Source organism: Paraburkholderia sp. CNPSo 3076 (genome assembly GCF_026343935.1).
GTDB lineage: Bacteria > Pseudomonadota > Gammaproteobacteria > Burkholderiales > Burkholderiaceae > Paraburkholderia > Paraburkholderia nodosa.
On sequence record NZ_JAPMAL010000006.1, the window covers coordinates 178,417 to 195,292 of the forward strand.

At 64.7% G+C, this 16,876-nt stretch carries 16 protein-coding genes; 3 read left to right on the forward strand and 13 right to left on the reverse strand.

Annotated features, from left to right (window positions below):
- Window positions 1-456, forward strand: a complete 456-nt coding sequence (locus tag M3A49_RS09315) for a signal peptidase (protein ID WP_028208522.1) — start codon at window positions 1-3, stop codon at window positions 454-456.
- A 17-nt stretch (window positions 457-473) separates the two neighbouring features.
- Window positions 474-914: an excinuclease ABC subunit A gene (locus M3A49_RS09320; RefSeq protein WP_266228436.1), complete on the forward strand. Its 441-nt coding sequence runs from the start codon at window positions 474-476 to the stop codon at window positions 912-914.
- 41 nt (window positions 915-955) lie between these two features.
- On the opposite strand, the gene M3A49_RS09325 is transcribed toward M3A49_RS09320, so the two are convergent.
- Complete coding sequence (locus tag M3A49_RS09325; protein WP_266228437.1) at window positions 956-1,693, reverse strand: class I SAM-dependent methyltransferase; 738 nt, start codon at window positions 1,691-1,693, stop codon at window positions 956-958.
- 182 nt (window positions 1,694-1,875) lie between these two features.
- Between M3A49_RS09325 and M3A49_RS09330 the strand changes: the two genes are divergently transcribed.
- Entirely contained in the window at window positions 1,876-3,147 is a 1,272-nt protein-coding gene (locus tag M3A49_RS09330; protein WP_266228438.1) for an NAD(P)/FAD-dependent oxidoreductase, read from the forward strand.
- A gap of 70 nt (window positions 3,148-3,217) precedes the next feature.
- On the opposite strand, the gene M3A49_RS09335 is transcribed toward M3A49_RS09330, so the two are convergent.
- The 12 genes from M3A49_RS09335 to tssE all read right to left on the reverse strand — a co-directional run bounded on the left by M3A49_RS09335 (window position 3,218) and on the right by tssE (window position 16,869).
- Window positions 3,218-3,637, reverse strand: a complete 420-nt coding sequence (locus M3A49_RS09335) for an ester cyclase (protein WP_266228439.1) — start codon at window positions 3,635-3,637, stop codon at window positions 3,218-3,220.
- A gap of 140 nt (window positions 3,638-3,777) precedes the next feature.
- Window positions 3,778-4,347, reverse strand: coding sequence for a MerR family transcriptional regulator (locus M3A49_RS09340; protein WP_266228440.1), 570 nt, complete (start codon window positions 4,345-4,347; stop codon window positions 3,778-3,780).
- Window positions 4,344-4,760 carry a hypothetical protein gene (locus tag M3A49_RS09345; protein ID WP_266228441.1) on the reverse strand — a complete coding sequence of 139 codons (417 nt, stop codon included), beginning with the start codon at window positions 4,758-4,760 and terminating at the stop codon, window positions 4,344-4,346. Before M3A49_RS09345 ends, M3A49_RS09340 begins: the two co-directional genes overlap by 4 nt.
- Window positions 4,761-5,001: 241 nt before the next feature.
- Window positions 5,002-5,964, reverse strand: coding sequence for a hypothetical protein (locus M3A49_RS09350; RefSeq protein WP_266228442.1), 963 nt, complete (start codon window positions 5,962-5,964; stop codon window positions 5,002-5,004).
- 52 nt (window positions 5,965-6,016) lie between these two features.
- The gene (locus tag M3A49_RS09355; protein WP_416338941.1) at window positions 6,017-7,600 is read right to left on the reverse strand and encodes an alpha/beta hydrolase family protein; all 1,584 of its coding nucleotides are present in this window, start codon (window positions 7,598-7,600) and stop codon (window positions 6,017-6,019) included.
- A 229-nt stretch (window positions 7,601-7,829) separates the two neighbouring features.
- Window positions 7,830-8,225 (reverse strand): DUF4280 domain-containing protein, encoded by a 396-nt coding sequence (locus M3A49_RS09360; protein ID WP_028208514.1) that lies wholly within the window; start codon window positions 8,223-8,225, stop codon window positions 7,830-7,832.
- A 33-nt stretch (window positions 8,226-8,258) separates the two neighbouring features.
- Window positions 8,259-8,804 (reverse strand): toxin-antitoxin system YwqK family antitoxin, encoded by a 546-nt coding sequence (locus M3A49_RS09365; protein ID WP_266228444.1) that lies wholly within the window; start codon window positions 8,802-8,804, stop codon window positions 8,259-8,261.
- Window positions 8,805-8,811: 7 nt separating this feature from the next.
- Window positions 8,812-10,800, reverse strand: a complete 1,989-nt coding sequence (locus tag M3A49_RS09370; RefSeq protein ID WP_266228445.1) for a type VI secretion system Vgr family protein — start codon at window positions 10,798-10,800, stop codon at window positions 8,812-8,814.
- A gap of 49 nt (window positions 10,801-10,849) precedes the next feature.
- Window positions 10,850-13,513, reverse strand: a complete 2,664-nt coding sequence (tssH, locus tag M3A49_RS09375) for a type VI secretion system ATPase TssH (RefSeq protein WP_266228446.1) — start codon at window positions 13,511-13,513, stop codon at window positions 10,850-10,852.
- The gene (tssG, locus tag M3A49_RS09380; protein ID WP_254357681.1) at window positions 13,510-14,640 is read right to left on the reverse strand and encodes a type VI secretion system baseplate subunit TssG; all 1,131 of its coding nucleotides are present in this window, start codon (window positions 14,638-14,640) and stop codon (window positions 13,510-13,512) included. Before tssG ends, tssH begins: the two co-directional genes overlap by 4 nt.
- A complete protein-coding gene (gene tssF / locus M3A49_RS09385; protein WP_266228447.1) occupies window positions 14,604-16,391 on the reverse strand; it encodes a type VI secretion system baseplate subunit TssF in 1,788 nt (595 codons plus the stop codon). The genes tssG and tssF overlap by 37 nt, the downstream gene beginning before the upstream one ends.
- Window positions 16,375-16,869 carry a type VI secretion system baseplate subunit TssE gene (tssE, locus tag M3A49_RS09390; protein WP_254357683.1) on the reverse strand — a complete coding sequence of 165 codons (495 nt, stop codon included), beginning with the start codon at window positions 16,867-16,869 and terminating at the stop codon, window positions 16,375-16,377. The genes tssF and tssE overlap by 17 nt, the downstream gene beginning before the upstream one ends.
- Between the last annotated feature and the right edge of the window lie 7 nt (window positions 16,870-16,876).

Below are 16,876 nucleotides of genomic sequence, written 5' to 3' on the forward strand. Positions count from 1 at the left end.
ATGAAAAAGACTTACCTCACGCTGAGCACGGCCGCGATCGTCAGCCTGACGTTGGCCGCTTGCGGATCGGAGCGCCTCACGCTGCCGATCCAGCCCGCGGCTTCCCTCTCGACGGCCAAGGCCGCGTCCAGCGCGGACCCCGCCGCGAAAATCGCCGTGTATTTCGGTGCGCAACCGCATCCGGAAGTGGTGCGTCACGTGGGTGACGCCTCGCATTCCCTGCGTGTCGCCCGCGCGACCGACGGCGCCGAGGCTACCTGCAACAAGGCGCTCGCGACCGCGCTCGACAAGCTGCGCGCGGATGCCCACAACAAGGGCGCCAACGCCGTCATCAACGTGACCACGCGCTTTCACGGCACCGAAACCGGGTCGGCCACCGAATACACCTGCGGCGTGAGTCCGAGCGCGGCGGCCATCGCCGTCACGGGTGACCTCGTGGTGCTGCAAACGAACTGAACCAACGGAGAAAGGCAATGAAGAAACTGTGGATGTTTGCCGCGCTGTGCGCGGCCTTTGCGACGTCGCAAGCCTACGCACGCAATACCGTCGACACCTATTCCGTGGATGTGGCGCTCCAGAGCGAGCCCGGCAAGGTGAGCGACGACATCGCGTTGTACTTTGCGGGCCAACCGCATCCGGCGGTGAAGAAAACGCTGGGCCAGTTCTCCACGAACAAGAAGACGAATGCACTCGGCAAGAGCGACGAAGCGGCGTGCCAGCACGTGTTCCTTTCGGCCGTGGCCGAGTTGCAGGAACGCGCGCGCAAGGAAGGCGGCAACGCGATCATCAACATCAAGAGCAACTACAAGAACGAACTGCGCGAGAGCGCCACCGAATTCACGTGTGGCGCGGGCGCAATGATCGCCGGCGTGGCGCTCGTCGGCGACGTGGTGACGCTCAAGGGCGGCAAGTAACCCGCAGCAGGCGGCGTCGGGCGACCCGCCTCACGCCGCCTTCATGCCGGCTTGACGGCGGCTACGTTGACCAGGGTTTCGCGCCGCTTCCCAGGCTTGGGATGATGCATGCCGAGGCGCTCGAAGAGACCGAAATCCGCTGCACGGCTCCACCACAGATAGGGCAGCGAAACATTGCGCTCCGAAAAGCGGAAACCCGCCGTGCGGATCATCTCGAGGTAGCCATTGGCGCTCTTTTGCACGTGCATCGGATGGCGGAATAGCAGGCGGATGACCCACGAGCGGATGTAAGCCTCGGTGGATTCGGCGAACAGCAGCACGCCGCCCGGCTTGAGCACGCGGTGGAACTCCGCGAGCGCGCGTTCCTGCTCGACGAGATGATGGAACGTCTGGTGGCAGAAGACGATGTCCGCGCTGGCCGTGGGTAGCGGCAGGCTCGCGCAGTCGCCGTGCAGCAGCTCGAACGCGGTTGACGTCTGCAATTTGTCCTGGCAGGTGCGCGCGGCGCGCGCCGCCAGTTCGAGCGACGCCTCGTGATAGTCGATCCCGACGATGCGGCGCGGGCGGAAAGCCTCGGCCAGCAGGCGGAACGACTTGCCCTGGCCGCATCCGACATCGACGATTTCGGGCGCGTCGGGCAAAGGCACGTCCACGAGGTGCTTGAGGTCGTTGATCGCCACGCGCAGCACGTGGTGCTCCCACGTATGGGTGCGGAGAAACCAGATGCCGAAGGCCGTTTCCGGTACGAACGGGACGTAATTTGATTCGGAAACCGACATATTTTTTTTATCCGTTGCGAATGCGGTCGTGGACGAGAATGGGCATTGTAAATGCAAGGGCGGGGCGAGGGGTGTCAGAATCACGGTTTCGCGCAGCGCAGTGCGCTTGCATTGGGCCTACAAGACGTAACAGGACGTGACAGGACGTAACAGAGCGCGTCAGAAAGAGAAGGAATAGGACTATGGAAAAGAGCATTGGAGAAGCCGTTACGACCCCAGCCGCGCGACGCGAAGCCGTCGACGTGGCGATCATCGGCGCGGGCCCCTCGGGCGCGGTCGCTGCCGCCTTGTTGCGCAAGGCCGGCCGCTCGGTGCTCGTGCTGGAGCGCCAGCATTTCCCGCGCTTCTCGATCGGCGAGAGCCTCTTGCCGCAAAGCATGGCGTATCTCGAAGAGGCCGGCATGCTGCAGGCCGTGGTGGAGGCCGGCTTTCAGTACAAGAATGGCGCGCATTTCGTGTGGCGCGACGAGGTATCGTCGTACGACTTCCGCGACAAGCATACGGCGGGCTGGGGCACGACGTACCAGGTGGAGCGCGCGAAGTTCGACGAGCTATTGATCGGCTGCGCCGCGCAGCAGGGCGCCGAAGTGCGCTTCGGCCACACGGTGACGGGCATGCGCACGGGCGACGCGCCGGTGCTGGAGGTGATCGACGAACACCAGGCGCGCTATGAAGTGCACGCGCGTTTCGTGCTCGACGCGAGCGGCTTCGGCCGCGTGCTGCCGCGCCTCCTGAAGCTGGAGGCGCCAACCGGTCTGCCGACGCGTGCCGCGATCTTCAGTCATGTGCGTGACGGGCTGCCGCTGGACGCCTTCGATCGCAACAAGATTTGCATCGCGACGCACCCCGAGCACCGCGACGTGTGGTTCTGGATGATCCCGCTCGCGGGCGGCCGCTCGTCGGTGGGCTGTGTTGCCGATGCCGCTTTCCTGGACGTGCCGCAAGCGGAACGCGAGGCGCGGCTGCGCGCGCTCATTCGCGAGGAGCCGACGTTGAACTGCCTGATCGGCGACGCGCCATTTCTCATGCCCGTGAACCAGATCGGCGGCTATTCGGCCAACGTCGAACGATTGCATGGGCCCGGGTTCGCGTTGCTCGGCAACGCAGGCGAGTTTCTCGATCCGGTGTTTTCTTCGGGTGTCACCATTGCGCTGCGTTCGGCGCACCTGGCCGTGAAGGTGCTCGAGCGCGCGCTCGGCGGCGCGGCCGTGGACTGGCACGCTGAATACGACGTGCCGCTGCGCAAGGGTATCGATACGTTCCGCGCATTCGTCGAGCGCTGGTACACCGGCGAGCTGCAGGACATCATTTACTACCCGCGCCAGACGCCCTTGATCCGTCGGATGATTAGCTCGGTTCTGGCGGGCTACGCATGGGACGAGAGCAACCCGTACGTGGCGGAGCCGGTACGCAGGCTCACTTCGCTGCATGAGGCGTGCAAGCTGTCCCTGTAGCGAGCGGTGAGGGCCGCATGTTGGGTTGGCGCCTGCGGCGGGTCGCAGGACCAACCCGGTTTTCGCGGTTTCACTGGCCCGGTGGAGGAACCGCGCCTAGCTGGATCATCAGCCCGAGCGTGTCCATGATGAGGCGGGTTTCCTTGATCCTGGCGTCCTGAAAGCGGTCGATGACCATACCCCATACCTTGACGGAGCGCCCCGTTGCGTCCACGCCGAGGAACGTTCCCCTGTGCGTGCCCGTCCACTCGAAGCGGGTCAGCACGCGGTCTCCCTCGGTGAGTTGTTCCTCGACGCGCCAGTGCATGTCAGGGAACGCGGCTCGCATCCCTCGCACGACATCCTTGAGGCCCTCGATACCGGGACCCTGGCCGGGGAACGGCACCTGCTCGACCATGTCCTCCCAGAAAAACCGCTCCGCGGCGTCGATCTGCCCTTGATTCAGGACTTCCTCGATAAACGCGCGAACAATATCGCTTGTTTCGTGCATGGAATGGACGTCTCCTGGCTGGCGAGGTTGGGAAGTGAGGCCGGTTGCTGCAGAGTAGGTGGGCAAACATAAAGACGTGCGCCAGAGTCGCGCGAGAACGTGCGGTGGCGCACATTCGGGGCTTTGACGCTCAATGACCTTCACGAGGCCACATGCCGGGAGGGTGGGTTGCCTGTGAGTTTCGCGCGTCGGCGGATTGCCTTCACCTCTTCCCGTTCGAGTCCAAGCGAAGCCAGAAACGCTGCGTGCGAGTCGGGGTTTTCAGCCTCGAACTCTGCATGCCACCTGTCCATCTCCGCTTCGTCGAAGCCGGCGCTGCGCAGCAACGCAACCCATGAGCCTTTGCCGCGCTTCTTTCCTCGCCGACGAAACAATGGTTGCGCGAGCAACGTGGCGATCGCATTCTGACGCTGCTTGAGACGCGCGATTTCCTCCGTCAACACCATCAAATGCGTTTCAAGGATCTGGGCGGCTGCGTCTGCTTCGTTCGCGAGGACGTCGCGTATTGCGGCTAGTGGCAACCCGGCGGCCCGGTACGCACAGATTGTGCGTAGACGCTCGCGTTGCGTCTCATCGTAGAGCCGGTACCCCGCGGTGCTGCGTGCGACCGGCACGAGCAAGCCTAGCGCTTCGTAGTGCAGCAGCGAGGAACGCGAAAGTCCCGCCTCGCGTGCCAGTCGCCCTAAAGTGAGACGAGTGAGACGTGTCATGACGGCAAAGGAAGTCTATCGGGTGAGAGAAAGAACACGCGCGCTTCGGGCCGGCTCAGCTTGTCGGGCGAATAGTACGCGGCGACAAGCGCGCGGCAATCGCTGGAAAAGGCCGGTGCGTGTGCGAGAAACTCATCGAACGAGTGCAATGGATCCGATGCGCCCGCATGCGCCATGAGCCGGATCAGCGCCTCCGTGATTGTACGGTGGAACCGGCCCGGCGCGCCGAGATGCGTGGCGTATCGCGCGATACCGGCACAGGTGCGCTCGATCGCCTCGTCCAGAGGGAAACGCTGCAAGTGTATCCACGCCACGCGCAGATGATTGCGATGATTGAACGCAGCCGGTGGCAACCGGCAGGCGAGAAAGGCTTCGAGGAAGGCGTCGTCACTGAGATCGCGGGTCGTTTCCATCTCGATCGATACCCTGTTTGTTGAACACGGTATCGATCGTGAAGGTGACTACGGTAGTCGGGTCAAGCGCCTTCGTGCCGCTTCGGGTCGCTGGTGCCGTCGAACGCTCAGGCTCAATGTGCTGCATGAGGCGTGCAAGGCCGTCTAGCCCATGGAAAGGGGCGCATGGCGGCTTGTCGGCTGCAAGCGCCCTATGTCTGGTCTGAGGGACCGATGAAGAAATATGTCAAGCAGCTCTCGACTAAAAGTTGGTATAGGTCTCGCCAAGAATGTCGGCCTCAACGGCACCACTATATTTAACGCCGGAGACTGAAACGGTTTCGTGCTTTTTCGAGTCATGCCAATTCGTACCCGCAAAGCAATGGACCTTGGCGTTTTGACTATGGTTCGACAGGATGCGCTTGAAAGCGTTTCTAGCTTCACGGTAACTCGGATAGGTAAGGCTAACAGCACGGTAGTAGCCGTCTATCTGTTCGGTGGGCTGCTCACCCCAGCCGCTTTTCTTGAAATTGAAAATTCGATAGTAAAATTTTTCCTCGATCTCCGGGCTTCCCACGTCTTTCTTGACTGCTGCATAGACGGGATCGATGTGTTTGGCTGCCTGATCTGCTGGCCCCCGGTACGGTCCAATCCAAAGCGTGATTACCCGGTCGAGACGCGCATCCTTTTGGCTTTCGTATTCTTCACGTTCCCTTTTATAGGCTTCGTAAGAGAATCTCTCGGCGGAAAACAAAGTCAGATTGTCACTATCGAATCTTGAGAAGTCGATATGCAACGCATGTGAAACAGCCGGTGGCAAGACGAGAAACCGGCCTGGATTGGCTGAAAGCTTACATTTAGGCACCTTCAAATTGGTGGCCTTGGTGCGCGCGGAACAGATTCTTCCAATTGCATTCCATACGGCAAGATCGAATTCCTTTGGACGCGAATTTACCATGCCTTCATTGTTACGATTGATCTCGGCGATTTGATCTTGAACCAGCGTCTCATCTTTCTGGACAAACGCCTCATCGATTTCCGCATGGATGACAACGTCTTTACCCTGATTTGCTACACCGGTATGCGGGTTGCCCTCAATCAGAAACCAGGATGCCTGGCCATGCTCGCCCTTATAAGGCTTGAACGCCGGATTGCCCTTGATCGCGTTCTCGATCAATTTGCGCGCTACAATTAACGTGGCTTTCGTGGTGACGTGTAATGGCATTTGAAAATCTCCGCTGCGATTGCTGACTTGCGGGCTCGATCGCGGCCGCCAATCAAAAATTGCCGAAGAACCCGCGCGCCGCGACCATGCAGAACGGCGCGACGATGTCGGCGTGGTAGGCCTGAAGGACGGCAGACATGCCACCATCCGTTGCACCCGCCTGAACCGCCTGCGCGGCGACCGCCGCCTTGGTCTGGGCGAAACCCGTCTTCACCGCGGCAAACGGATCGTTCGCGCCCCGCGCGGAATCGACGTCGAGCACGCTCGTCAGGCCCGGCGCGACGTTGGCGTTCTTCCAGTAGGCCTGCTCGATCGCCGCATTGAAAAAGAACACGGTCGGGTCGAGGTGGCCGCCGCATAGCAGCACGGGCGAGCGCGGCACCCAGTTACGCAGATCGTTGCGCCTGAACGCCTGCCGTAGCGGCTGGGCCGGACTGGCAGCGGTGGCCATCGCGGCGGTCGGCGTGGGAAAGGCGCCATCCGGATTGGCGATGGCGTCTTCGAGCATGCTCAAACGATAAGTGTTGCGCACGAGATTCGCGGTGCCGAATCCCAACGCAAATAGCGGCGTCAATTCGGCGGGCGCCAGCGGCGGCGCAAGAGGCGGCGTCAATGAGGCGAACTGTGGCGCAGGCGGCGTGCTGCTGAAGAGCTGCGTTGCGGGCAGTTTGCCTTTAGCGAACAACGTGTCCATGGACGTGACGCTCGGCAGCAGGTTCTCTATGCCAGGGGCGTAGGCCGCTTCGAAAAAGTCGCCTGGTTTGCGATAGATGTTGCCATACGCATGCTGGTAGCTCGTGGTCACCAGCACGGTAAAGATCGTCGAGCCGAGGTCGACCTCGCCCTGGACCAGTGCGTCGGCCATGGCGCCGAGCGCATAGGGACCCGAGCCGGGCGCGGAGGCGGTGACGTTGATGCCGGCTGCCTGCAGCGCGCGGTGTGTGGCGAGCGCCACGTAACCGCCCTGCGAGTAACCAGTGACGAACAGCTTGCCGTTCTCACGCGTCTTGTTTGCCGGGTCGGGAAGCGTCATGGCGAAGCGAGCCGCGCGCAACGAATCGATCACATCGGCCGATTGCTGGTCGCCGTTCAGATAAGGGTGGTACGGCAAGGGGGAGCCCGAATAGCCGGCATAGTTGCTCGCCACGACGAGATACCCTTGAGCCGCGTAGATCGCCGCCACGGCAATGCCTTCGCCTGCGCCGTCACCGTTGGCCGGGTCCGTTTGCGTGATGTCGGCGATGTTGTAGTTGCGGTAGGTCGTGGTGCCGTGTGCGTACAGCATGAGGGGGCGCGGCCCCGTACAGGACGCGCCGCCGCCAGGGATCATCAGCGCGGCGCTGGACATCGTGGGTTCGCCCGCGCCGCCTATCGTGAGGTAGCGGAAGTACTTGATTTCGATGTCGCAGCGCGGCGTGCCGGCAATCTGCAGCAATTGCTGACCGGTTGCGTTCGTCCCCAGCAGCTTGGTGAAGTCACCTGCGCTCAGGCGCAAGCTCGTTCTCTGCTCGACTAGCTGGCCGCGGAAAAAGCAGCTCAACCCGCTGCATGTCGATCCCGCCTGCACGACGACACTGGCACTCGACAAAAGGAAAGTCAGCAGTACCAAACCCGTCTTAAGCATCGCTCCTCGCATTTCACGCTCCGTTTTTGTTGGTGTCCGGAAAATGGGGCTGCCTTGCAGAGTCAAACGAGTATAGGTAAACGAATTCGGCGTTTGCTACTGGTTGTGGGAACAATTTTCCAGTGAAGCGCTTTATGAAGAATTCGCACTGGCGCTTGCCAGAGTGTTGTGAGCTTATGTAATTAAACATCTGCAAGCTCCACGCTATTCGTTGCAGCATTTCAAAAAAAAGTAGCAATGGCTACGGCACAAGCGTAGTTACCTGCCCCGGCTGAACCACCTTGATCACGCCGCCCCAAATACAAACGAGCGTTGCCTGAGCATCCAGAGCGGGCATCGCACCGAGCGTCACAGTTGGCGCACCGCCGGGAATCCAGGGCGACGGTGTAGCCGGAACGCAGGGCATGGGCGTGAACACGCCCAGTGCCGCAGCAGTCGCGGCGATCACCGTAGGGTTCGCCGGGCTTTGGCACAGCGCGAACGGCGTGACATTGGCGATCGGAATCGAGTCCGCAATCGTCGCGGCGGGCACACCGCTCACGAGCACGCGATTGACGGGGAGAACGTTGAGCGTGCCCGGCGCGCCGCCAAACGAGCATTGCAGTGTGGCGCCGGCGCAGACTTGCGGACTGGTCATCGTGTGTCTCCTTATGTGTTGCGTGCGCCCGAATCAAGCGGAAGACGGATTCGCGAGCGATTGCCACCATTGCTTCCAGCGCGGCAGCGGTTTGCCGTCCGCCGCTAGCGGGCGGCGGTCATCGGTATAGCGTTTCGCAGCTTCGAGCGGCTTTCCAGCGTTGAACGGTTGCCGCAGCGCCAGGCAGCCATTTGGATGGAAGCGCTGCAGGACACCATGGAGCTTGCCGTTGCGGTAATGCGCTTCTTCGAGCAGCGTGCCGTCGGCCAACCAGGTGCGCGAAACGCCGTGCAGCACGCCGTTGGCGTAGTGCGCCTCGCGCTGGATCTTCCCATCGGGGTAGTAAAAAAGCGCCTTGCCGTCGAGCTTGCCGCTCGCATACTGCACCTGCGCCGAGAGGTTACCCTCTGGATAGAAATAGGTGGCCGGGCCGCTGAGCACGCCATTCGTATAACGAATCATCGCAACGGGACGTCCTTCCGTCTCGATGCGCACGGGTCCGTGTAGCGCGCCGCCCAGCGTCGCCCCTTCAATGCGCGTGTCGTCGCGTTCTATCGTGACCGGCTGAATCGTCTCCATGCTCGCCTCAATTGATCTTCACTATGCCGCCCTTGACCACCAGCATGCCGCCGCCGTCCACCGTCTGCTGCACGGCGCCCTTGTTCGTCACGCTCTGCGCCTCGTTCGAAAGCGTGCCATCCGACTTGTTGGTCAGCGACGTCCCGGCCTGATTCGTGAGCGACACGCCGGCCTGATTGGTAAGCGACGCGTCGCTCTTCGCCGTGAGATTTCCCGTGCTTTGCAGCGTTAGCGTGCCGCTCACCTTGATGGTGAGGTTGCCGTCCACGGTCAGCGTCATGTTACCGGTCACTGTTTGATCGAGATTGCCGCCCACCGTGCGCGTCTCGTTGCCGCCGGCTTTCACGGTGCGTGCGCCTTTGATGTCGACGGTTTCGTCGCCGGTCTTGACCGTCGTGCTGCGGTTGCCCTGTTCGACCGTGAGGGTATCGTTGCCTTCCTTGATCGTATGCGCGCGGTCGTTCTTGATCGTGCTCGTTTCGTTGTGGTCTATGGTCCACGTGGCGTCGTTGAGCACCTTGGCGTTGAGGTCCTTTTGCGCCTGCAGGAAGATTTCCTCGCTGTCCTGCTTGTCTTCGAAGCGCAGTTCGTTGAAGCCGTTGCCGCCTTTGGAGGTATTCGTCTTGATGCCGGACTGCGTCTGGTTGTCGGGCAACGTATAGGGCGGCAGATTCGCGCCGTTGTAGACGCTGCCCGTGATGAGCGGCCGGTCCGGATCGCCGTCGATGAAGGTCACCACGACCTCGTCACCGACACGCGGCATGAACTGCATGCCAAAGCGCTTGCTCGCCCAGGGCTGCGCCACGCGAATCCAGCACGAACTCTGTTCGTCGTTCTGGCCATCGCGGTCCCAGTGAAACTGAACCTTTACGCGGCCGTACTGATCCGTCCACAATTCCTCGCCGCTCTTGCCCACCACCGTCGCGGTCTGCGTCGGCATGAAAGTGCGCGGCGTCGTCCGCGCGGGCCGCCAGGTCGTCGCGAACGGAAACGCTTCGAAACGGTTGCGATAGCGGTTGTGATCGGCTTCGTGAATCACGCTGCGCACGACCCATTCGATATTGGCGTCGCTCGATTCGTGATCTGCCAGCGTAAAGCGGCAGCCCGGCGCGAGCGCGCGGCAATCGCTTTCGCCAATGAGGATCCGTGTAGGCGCACGCAGCGCGTCCACACGGTGCTTGGAGAGCGTGGAGCCATCGCCGCTGGTGGCGTAGCGCCCCGGATATTCGTAGACGCTGTGTCCGTTCGATGCCGCCTGTGCCTGCGAATAAAGTTGCGCGGTCGGCGTCTCCCACGCGTAGTCGGTATGCGAGAAGAGACCGGTGGCCGTCTCTTCGACGACCTCGCAGTGGACGATCTGCGTCGATTCTCGCGCGCCGCTCGTGCCGCCCGTGTAATGCAGTGTCGCGTCGCCGGGCAGGGGCGTGAAGGCGTCGTTACTGTCGGCAATGACGAGCGTGTGGCTGCCCGTATCGTGCCGGAAGAAATAGAACCAGCCTTCCTCTTCGCAAAGGCGGCTCACGAACGCGAGGTCGGACTCCGCGTACTGCACGCACCATTCGCGCGTAGCCGGCGTGCCCGTGATGGAGAAGGAGTAGTCCGTCAAGCTGTGCCCCCCGAATACGGCCTGGATGATCTCCTGGGCGTTTTTGCCCTGAAATATCCGGTTGTTTCGCGAGAGCGTGAGCAGCCACAACCACGAACGCAGCTCCAGGGTGAAGTGGCTGGCGTCTATCGTCGAGGGCAACTGCGCGGCGCGCGTGCAAACGGCGTCGATGAGCCGAGGCGACTCGCCCCACGCGAGCGAGAGCGTTGCATGGTTGCCCGTCATGCCCGAGGGGGCGGGCGGCGGCAATCCGCCGTGGGCGTGCAGCGTCAGCGTGGTGGGTGCATCCAGCGCCTCGCGCGCATCGAAGCGGGCGGGAAAGAGCGTGCTGAACGCGTCGCCGGTGAGGCTGATGCGCGCATCGGTGTCGGCGGAAATGGGGCGGTTCATCGCGAGGAGTATGTTGAGTGAAATGCGGTGTGGCGGGTCCCGCGCGTCGTCATTCGAGCGCCCACTGCGCGAGCGTGCCGACCAGCTCGTTCATGAGCACATTGTCGATCTCGCGCGCACCGCCCGCGGCGCGGCAGCGCGCAAGCACGGCGTCGATGATTCTGCTGTCGAAGGCGAACTGTTTGCCCGTCGCGTCGCGGTAGCGCATGCGCAGTTGTTCGAGCTTCTTTTCGATGATGGCGCGCAGCACCGTGTCGTCGAGCGCGGCATAAGGCACGGCGGTCATGCGCGCGAGGAACGCCGGACGAAACGCGTGCAGCAGTTCATCGTGCAGCCGCCGCGCAAAGGCGTCGGTGGCAAGCGTTGCGGCGGGCGTATTGAGCAGCAGCTCGGCGCCCACGTTGCTGGTGGCGAGGATCACCGTGTTGCGAAAATCCACCACAAGCCCGGTGCCGTCTTCCATTACACCCTTGTCGAAGACGTTGTAGAACGCTTCGAGCACGTCGACATGCGCTTTTTCGATTTCGTCGAGCAGGACCACGCTATAAGGACGCCTACGCACCGCTTCTGTGAGCTGGCCGCCACTCGCATAGCCCACGTAGCCCGGAGGCGCGCCGCGCAGCTGCGAGACGGCGTGTGCTTCCTGATACGCGGCGAGGTCGATCACGATGAGATTGCGCTCGCCGCCGTAGAGCGCATCCGCAAGGGCATAGGCCGTCTCGGTCTTGCCCACGCCCGTCGGGCCCACGAGCAGGAAGACGCCTACCGGGCGCAACGGGTCGGCGAGTCCCGCGCGCCACGCCTGGATGCGCATGGCGATGCGGTCGAGCGCTGCGTCTTGCCCGACGATGCGCTGCGCGAGACGGCCCTTGAGCGTGCGCACGGCGTGGGCTTCGTCGGCGAGCATCTTGCCCACGGGAATGCCGGTCCAGCTCGCGATCACGGCGGCGATGGTTTTCGAGTCCACGCAAACCGGCACCATGGGATCGTCGTCGCGAATCGCTTCGAGGCCGCTTTCGAGGCGCGCCAGCTCGGCGGCGAGGTCTTCGCGCGGATCGGCGACCTCGCTGTTCTCGTTTTCGTTCTCGCTCGCGTCCGCGCTATCTGGCGGCTCTTGCGCGCCGCGGTTGAATGCATCGAGAGGCGCTGCGTCGAGCGCGGCCAGGCGCGCGCGTACCGCGAGAATCTCGCGCACGGCAGCCGCCTCGTCACGCCAGCGCGCCTCCAGCGTCTCGACGAGCGTGGCGTTGTGCGCATGTTCGGCTTCGAGCGTGGCAAGGCGCTGCGTGTGGTTCGCGCCGAGCACCGTTTCCGTGCGCAGGCGCAGCAGTTCGTCGTCGAGCGCGCGCTGCCGGTGCCTGGCGGCTTCGAGTTGTGGCGGCGTGTCGTGCTGCGCGAGCGCCACGCGCGCGCACGCGGTGTCGAGCACGGCGATCGCCTTGTCGGGCAACTGGCGCGCGGAGATGTACCGATGCGAGAGTTTCACCGCGTCGACGATGGCGGCGTCGAGGATCGTCACGTTGTGATGCGCCTCGAACTTTTGCGCGAGCGCGCGCAGCATGGCGATGGCCGTGGGCTCGTCGGGCGCTTCGATCTGCACGAGCTGGAAGCGCCGCGCGAGTGCGGGGTCGCGCTCGAAGTACTTCTTGTATTCGAGCCACGTCGTGGCCGCGATGGTGCGCAGCTCGCCGCGCGCAAGCGCAGGCTTGAGCAGGTTTGCGGCGTCGCTGCCGCCTTCCGCGCCGCCTGCGCCGATCATCGTATGCGCCTCGTCGATGAAGAGCACCACGGGCCGTGGCGAATGCCGCGCCTCGTCGATCACCGCGCGCAGGCGCCGCTCGAACTCGCCTTTCAAGCCCGCGCCCGCCTGCAGCAGCGCGAGGTCGAGCATGCGCAGCGAGACCTCGGCAAGCGGCGGCGGCACGTCGCCCGCCGCGATGCGCAGCGCGAGACCTTCGACCACGGCCGTTTTGCCCACGCCCGGCGCGCCCACGAGCAAGGGGTTGTTCTGCCGCCGCCGCAACAGGATGTCGAGCGTCTGGCGAATCTCCGCATTGCGTCCGACGATCGGGTCGATGCGGCCGGCCCGTGCTTCGGCGGTGAGATCGAGCGTGTATTGGTCGAGCAGGGCGGGTGATGGCGTAGCGGACTCAAGCGCACTCGCGAACGCGGGAAGGGTCGCGTCGTCTATGGCCGGTTCGAGGGGGGCGACCGGAGTCAGCGGCGCAAGCGATGCGCCCGCTTCGATCGGTGCGAGCCAATCGGAGAAATTGGCACGCAGCGCGGCGCTCGCCACGCGCAGCAGCGTGGGTGCCCCATGCACGGCGCGTGCGCGCAGCGCGTCGTTCTCGAGCAGGGCGATGAGCAGCGTCGCCGCGCGCACGCGCGGCTGCTGGAGCACGACGGTGGATTGTACGAGGGCGTCCTGGAGCCACACGAGCAGGTCAGGCGAGAACGACGGCATGCCCGTGTTGCCGCGCTTGAAGCGCGCGATCGCCATGCGGATCTCGGCGCTGAGCGCGGCGCGGTCCACGCCGAAGTGCGGCAGCACGCACGCGAAATCGCCGCCCTCGGGTTCGGCGAGCGCGAGCAGCCAGTGCTCGAGTTCGACCACGAAATGCGTTTCGCGCAGGCATTGCTGCGCGGCGCGTTCGAGGGCTTCGCGCGGCTCGCGCTCGAGGCGCGCAACGAGCGTCTTGAGATCGAGCGTCACGGCCCGGTACGCCCCTGTATGTCGTCGGGCGCAAGGCGCGTGAGGCGCGCGGGCGCCGATTCCGCCGCGCCGGCCCAGGCGGTCCAGCCGAGCCTCAGCGGCGCGCGCCGCGAGAGGCGCGCGCGCGGCAATTCGCCTGCGGCGAGCTGCAGTTCGAGATGCACCTTCAGTTCGGCGCCGAACCACTCGGCGGCCAGCGAATGCAGCGCTTCGTGGGCAGGCGCGCCCGGCAGGAATGCTTCGTACTGCTCACGCCTGAGCGGACCGAGCCGCACGCGTATGCCCTGGTGTTCGTCCCAGATCCTCGTGCCCGCAACGGCATCCTGGCCGAGCCGCCGGTTGCGCCCGCCGGAGCCGATCGCCGTGCGGCTCGCCGGGGGCAGCGTGCGCCAGCCGCCCGCGAATGGCGTGGAGCGCACGTGCACGCGGAAATGATGGAGCACCATGACGTCGAAGCCCGCAAGCGAACGCCGGCGGTTCGCGAAGAGCCCCGCGCGCGCCAGCACGGCGCGCAGGTCGAGCGGCTCGGGCGGCGCTGGCGCTTCTTGCGCCACGCGGTTGTACGAGGCGCGCGAATTCAGCGAGGCGTTGCCCGTCAGCGCGCGCAGCACGACGTCGGCTGAACGCTGCGCCGTGGCGGGCAGCGGCTCGGCGCTGCGGTACTTGCGCTGCGCACGATACAGCAGCGCCAGCAGCCGGTGCTGGAAGATGTCGAGAAACGCCGCTGCCGAGCGGTCCTTGCGGCGCAGACGGTCCTGCAGCCATTCCTGCCATGCACCGGGCAGCGGGCCGTTCGGGCCGCCCAGCGCGAACGCGTTGACCTGCAGCTGGGGCGGTCCCGCATGGACGGATGCTGCGGATGGTTCTTCGCCCGGCTGGGGCGCAAAAGCGAGCGAGCGCGGCAAGCCGCGCCGCAATGGCCCGAGCGCGCTCGCCGGAAACGCGGGAGAAAGATTGCCGCTCAACGCGAGTGCTTCCTGGCCGGGGTCGAGCCCGGTGCCGAGCGGCTGCGCGTGCGGCTGCAACAACTCGAGCAGACGCACCGCCTGCGTGAATTCGAACGCGTGCGGTTCGTCGAACAGCCGCTGCGTCAGAGAACGAGCGGGCTGCCCATCGTCGGCCGCCATGTGCGGATCTCCCGACCGTCGCGCACGAGCGAGGTCTGTACGAAACGGTTGACGCTCGCATAGAGCGAGAAGAATTGCGCAAGCACGCCGGAAAAGAGCACGGTGCTCGCGCCCACAAAGCTCGCTTCGTCGAGTTCGATACGCACGCCGAGTCCGTTGCGCCACCCGCGCCAGCGGTCCGTCCCGACATGCGCGACGATGGGTTCGCTCGACACGGCCAGAAGTCCCGCGATCTGGCGCTGCGAGGGGGCATGTGCGCCGAGATTGTGGAGCATGAGCATTTCGCGCAGCGACTGCAGCGCCTGCGGGCCTTCCACGATCGACGTGTGATTGAGGACGAGCTGCGACACGAGGCGCCAGCGCGACGTGCCGTCGAGTGCGGCCACGATCTGCGGCGTGGGCCGATGTGCAATGCGCACGCTCGCCACCGGGCCCGGCACTTCGAACGACAGCGCGGCGCCCGGCGCGAGCCGGTGCGCCAGATGGCGATTGGTGCACAGCAGGTCCGCGGTGAGCGTGCGCGTCGCGGGCGCGGCGGGATTGAAGCGCGTATCGACGAACGTGAGCATGACGTCGCTGCCGGGGCGCGACGGATGCAGGCCGCTCACGCGCCGCGCGTACCAGTAGACAGCCGAATCCGCGCCGTGCATCGAGCCGTACCAGGGCGGCACGTCCGTCACCGTGCGGCCCGCCACGGCGCGCACGTTGCGCACGGCGTAGATCTCGGTGCTCGATTCGCGGTGCGCGTCGGGACTCACGCGCATTTCGCGCGCCGTGCCGTCGGGCCGCAAGGGTTCGGAAGTGCGCGCGAACAAATTGAGCGCGGGTGCGCAGCCGAGCTGGATATCGTGCGTATGCAACGTGAAGCGCCCGCGCGGAGCCGCCGTGAAGCCGATCACGAGATCGACGCTGTCGAGTGCATTGGCGGGCGGCTTGAACGGCAGATCGAAGAACGCGAACTTCTCGGGGAATGCGAAGTACTCGACCAGCAGACGGCAGGCCGGATGCGCGCCGTCTTCGAGCGGCAGGAGCGCGTTTTCTTCATCGAAGCCGACCGGGGACGGCAGCCCGCGTTGCGCGTGCAAGGTACCCTCTGGCGTCTGCAGCCAGGTGGCGGCGCTGTGCGCGCCGAGCAGGTCGTAGAGCGCGGCGGAGGTGACGGGCGACCCCGTGAGGCGCACGCGCAAGCGCTCGATCGGCAACGTGCCCAGCTTGTGCGGCCCGATGCCCCGCAACGTGAGCCGCAGCGCCGATTGCAGCGACGCATTGCCGGTGAGCGCCTGGGCTTCCTCGGCGTCGAGCAACTGGGCCGCGGCGAGGGTGATCGGCCAGAGCGTGACGTCGCTGCTCGTGCGCCAGTAGACCGTCGCGCCGCTCGCATCCACGTGCATGAGAGGCGTGTCGCGCGGCACGCGATACCCTGCGGCGATGCTACCTTGCGTAGGGTCCGGCTCGAACTGCACGATCGTCATGGAAGGCACGGGTCGCGACGCGTAGGGATAGAACTGTTCGAGCAGTCCGTCCGTGAGCGTGGTGTATTCGTCGTCGAGCGTGCGCTGGATGCGAGCGGTCAGCACCGCGAAGCTTTCGATCAGACGTTCGACGTTTGGGTCGGCGCTCTCGCCGGGGCCGAGTTCGAGCCGCCGGGCGATCTTCGGATACCGCTGCGCAAAGCCTTCGCTCGCGCGGCGCAGATAAGTCAGCTCCCGCTGGTAGTAGTCGAGCAGTTGCGCATCAAGCGAGTCGTTCATCGATGATCCCGATGGACTGCGTTTCGCCGTCCTGCCCGGCGACGTAGGTGACGACGTGCTCCACGCCGTCGCTGCCGCGCAGCGTTCCCTGAATGCGCAGGCACAGCCGCCATGGCGCGGCAGCGTCCGCTTCGATTTTCACGCGCGGGTCGCGAAGGCGCGGCTCGAACGCGCGGATGGCTTCGGCCACCTCACGCTCAATCACCGCCCGGTCTTCCGCGCGAGCCGCGCTTTGACCGCTCCAGTCGGGCAGGCCGTAGAGCAGGACGTCCGGCGCGCGCGGCATGCGCGGCGCGCCGCGGCGCGTGTTGAGAAGGCGCAGTAACTCCGCGCGGACCGACGCGCGCAAGCCGGCCGCGTCCAGCGTGCGCGCGGCGAGCTCGTCAACGGACTCATGCGCGTCGAAAGGCGCGTCGTCGGCCAGCCGCTCGAAGAGCGGCATGGGCGCGATGGCGATGAAGGCGCGGACGTTCGCCATAGGCGGT

What these genes read in the sequence shown, in the direction of transcription:
- M3A49_RS09315 (WP_028208522.1), top strand. Translation starts at nt 1, where the DNA reads ATGAAAAAGACTTACCTCACGCTGAGCACGGCCGCGATCGTCAGCCTG.
- M3A49_RS09320 (WP_266228436.1), top strand. Translation starts at nt 474, where the DNA reads ATGAAGAAACTGTGGATGTTTGCCGCGCTGTGCGCGGCCTTTGCGACG.
- M3A49_RS09325 (WP_266228437.1), bottom strand. Translation starts at nt 1,693, where the DNA reads ATGTCGGTTTCCGAATCAAATTACGTCCCGTTCGTACCGGAAACGGCC.
- M3A49_RS09330 (WP_266228438.1), top strand. Translation starts at nt 1,876, where the DNA reads ATGGAAAAGAGCATTGGAGAAGCCGTTACGACCCCAGCCGCGCGACGC.
- M3A49_RS09335 (WP_266228439.1), bottom strand. Translation starts at nt 3,637, where the DNA reads ATGCACGAAACAAGCGATATTGTTCGCGCGTTTATCGAGGAAGTCCTG.
- M3A49_RS09340 (WP_266228440.1), bottom strand. Translation starts at nt 4,347, where the DNA reads ATGACACGTCTCACTCGTCTCACTTTAGGGCGACTGGCACGCGAGGCG.
- M3A49_RS09345 (WP_266228441.1), bottom strand. Translation starts at nt 4,760, where the DNA reads ATGGAAACGACCCGCGATCTCAGTGACGACGCCTTCCTCGAAGCCTTT.
- M3A49_RS09350 (WP_266228442.1), bottom strand. Translation starts at nt 5,964, where the DNA reads ATGCCATTACACGTCACCACGAAAGCCACGTTAATTGTAGCGCGCAAA.
- M3A49_RS09355 (WP_416338941.1), bottom strand. Translation starts at nt 7,600, where the DNA reads ATGCGAGGAGCGATGCTTAAGACGGGTTTGGTACTGCTGACTTTCCTT.
- M3A49_RS09360 (WP_028208514.1), bottom strand. Translation starts at nt 8,225, where the DNA reads ATGACCAGTCCGCAAGTCTGCGCCGGCGCCACACTGCAATGCTCGTTT.
- M3A49_RS09365 (WP_266228444.1), bottom strand. Translation starts at nt 8,804, where the DNA reads ATGGAGACGATTCAGCCGGTCACGATAGAACGCGACGACACGCGCATT.
- M3A49_RS09370 (WP_266228445.1), bottom strand. Translation starts at nt 10,800, where the DNA reads ATGAACCGCCCCATTTCCGCCGACACCGATGCGCGCATCAGCCTCACC.
- tssG (WP_254357681.1), bottom strand. Translation starts at nt 14,640, where the DNA reads ATGGCGGCCGACGATGGGCAGCCCGCTCGTTCTCTGACGCAGCGGCTG.
- tssF (WP_266228447.1), bottom strand. Translation starts at nt 16,391, where the DNA reads ATGAACGACTCGCTTGATGCGCAACTGCTCGACTACTACCAGCGGGAG.
- tssE (WP_254357683.1), bottom strand. Translation starts at nt 16,869, where the DNA reads ATGGCGAACGTCCGCGCCTTCATCGCCATCGCGCCCATGCCGCTCTTC.